The organism is Moorena sp. SIO3I6, from assembly GCF_010672095.1.
In genome coordinates this window covers 1-1,864 of record NZ_JAAHHU010000966.1, presented here as the reverse complement: position 1 = coordinate 1,864, position 1,864 = coordinate 1, and the positions used below count along the sequence as shown (strand labels likewise).

Annotated in this window: 2 protein-coding genes; one reads left to right on the top strand and one right to left on the bottom strand. The window is 46.8% G+C overall.

Annotation, left to right across the window (positions count from 1 at the left end; all coding sequences use genetic code 11):
- The first annotated feature begins 187 nt into the window (after window positions 1-187).
- Window positions 188-1,255, top strand: coding sequence for a pentapeptide repeat-containing protein (locus F6K49_RS45020; protein ID WP_293108601.1), 1,068 nt, complete (start codon window positions 188-190; stop codon window positions 1,253-1,255).
- A 43-nt stretch (window positions 1,256-1,298) separates the two neighbouring features.
- Here F6K49_RS45020 and F6K49_RS45015 read toward each other — a convergent pair whose 3' ends face one another.
- Window positions 1,299-1,532, bottom strand: a complete 234-nt coding sequence (locus F6K49_RS45015) for a hypothetical protein (protein ID WP_075896431.1) — start codon at window positions 1,530-1,532, stop codon at window positions 1,299-1,301.
- Between the last annotated feature and the right edge of the window lie 332 nt (window positions 1,533-1,864).

The following is a 1,864-nucleotide window of genomic DNA, read 5'->3' as shown; positions in this document are numbered from 1 at the left end:
GCCTTTGGTTGATAGCTGATACGCGACACACTGATAGCTTGTAACTGATCGCTGATAGCTGATCGCTGACCGCTGAATGCTTACCTAGGCTGTAGTCTGTAGACTATAGGGAACAACACAAGCAAGCCTATAGTTGATAGTCTAGAGTCGAGAAAGGAAAAGTCGCTAGGTTACACATAATATGGTGGTGAAGCAAAATGAGCTAGAGCAATGCTATAGAGTTCTTGAACTGGAGCCTGGAGCATCACCGGAAGAAGTGAACCAGGCTTACAAGGATTTGGCATTTATTTGGCATCCCGATCGTGTTCCTGAGGATAATCCTCGCCTCAAGCAAAAAGCTGAAGAAAAACTTAAGTTACTGAATCAGGCACGAGAAAAATTGCGATCGCATCATAAATCACCCACTGCTTCACAAAAGCAAGCTAGGGCAAGAACACCGTATCGGGATTATCGCAATCCAAATCCAAGACCAAAACCACCACCATCAGCCCAGCCAAACCCACCAAACTATTACAAATACAAACAACCAGAACGATCTAGAGCCCAAGCATCCACGACCGCTCAATCTCGGACCCCCAAGACCCCTGCTAACGCTAGAGCCCAACCATACACTCCCGCCCAACCTCGCACTCCCAAGACTCCTGCTAACGCTAGAGCCCAACCATACACTCCCGCCCAACCTCGCACTCCCAAGACCCCTGGTGACTCTAGAGCCCAACCATACACTCCCGCCCAACCTCAGAATCCCAAGCCCCCTGCTGAATCAAGAGCCCAACCATCCACTCCCGCCCAAACTCGGACTACTCAAGCCCAAGCTCGGACTGCCCAGCCCCCCGGTAACTCTAGAACCCAGCCATCCACTCCCGCTCAAACTCGGGCTCCCAAAGCCCCTCCTGACTTGAGTGGGGCTGATTTTAGGGGAGCAGACCTCAAAGAAAGAGATTTCTCAAATCGGAATCTCCAATCCGCTAACTTAAGTCAGGCTAACCTAAAAGACGGCTTTCTCCATCGGGTCAATCTTGCTGAGGCTAACCTCGAAGGTGCTAATCTATTTAGAGCCAATTTATTTCAAGCTAACCTCAGTAAGGCTAACTTACGAGAGGCTAATCTGATTGGAGCTGATTTGAGTGGAGCTGATTTGAGTGGAGCTGACATGAGTGGAGCTAAAGTGGGTTCTAATGGTAAGCTCTTGGTAAAACTGACAGGGGCAAACCTAAGGGGGGCAGTTTTGCCCGATGGCAGTATCCACGACTAGGAGCAACTTTGTAGTACATAGCAAAAACAACAGCAAATTTGGATTATTGATCATCCCTTTCCAAATCTGGGAAGGGGAGAACAGGCAATCTCTCCCCTCGAAACACTTCCTCACTACTAATACCTGTGGTTTCTAACCATGAACCGATAGCTTGTATTGAGAGTATACCTAAGAGCATTGGAGCAGTGCCTAGACTTACGAAGAATTTTGTGGGCATTTCTAAATTAAACAGGTCAGCAGACCTGATTTCTGGTATTTCGGGTTTAGAAGAAGACATCTGGGTTAGTTTTAGTACAAATGAACTAAACAAAGCCGAAAATTTAACATTGGGGCACAAGAGCAGGAGTTACGCAGCAATGGGCTGCTACTGAAGTAGTATTGACTTGAGAACCGATGGCCATTTAGTCCTGTGAGTGAGGATTTCAACCTCTATTGTCAGCTAAATTAATTTTATTTGCCCAACAAATAAGTAGTCTTCAGAAAATTGTGCTTAAATCAAGGCGAGCATCTAAGATATGAAGAAATCATTCGTCCGTTACCAGTCCAGTTAATCAATTTGTGATGTTGGATGTCGATCAGCGTCTCCCAAAAGCTCCTCCGTCCTCCCTT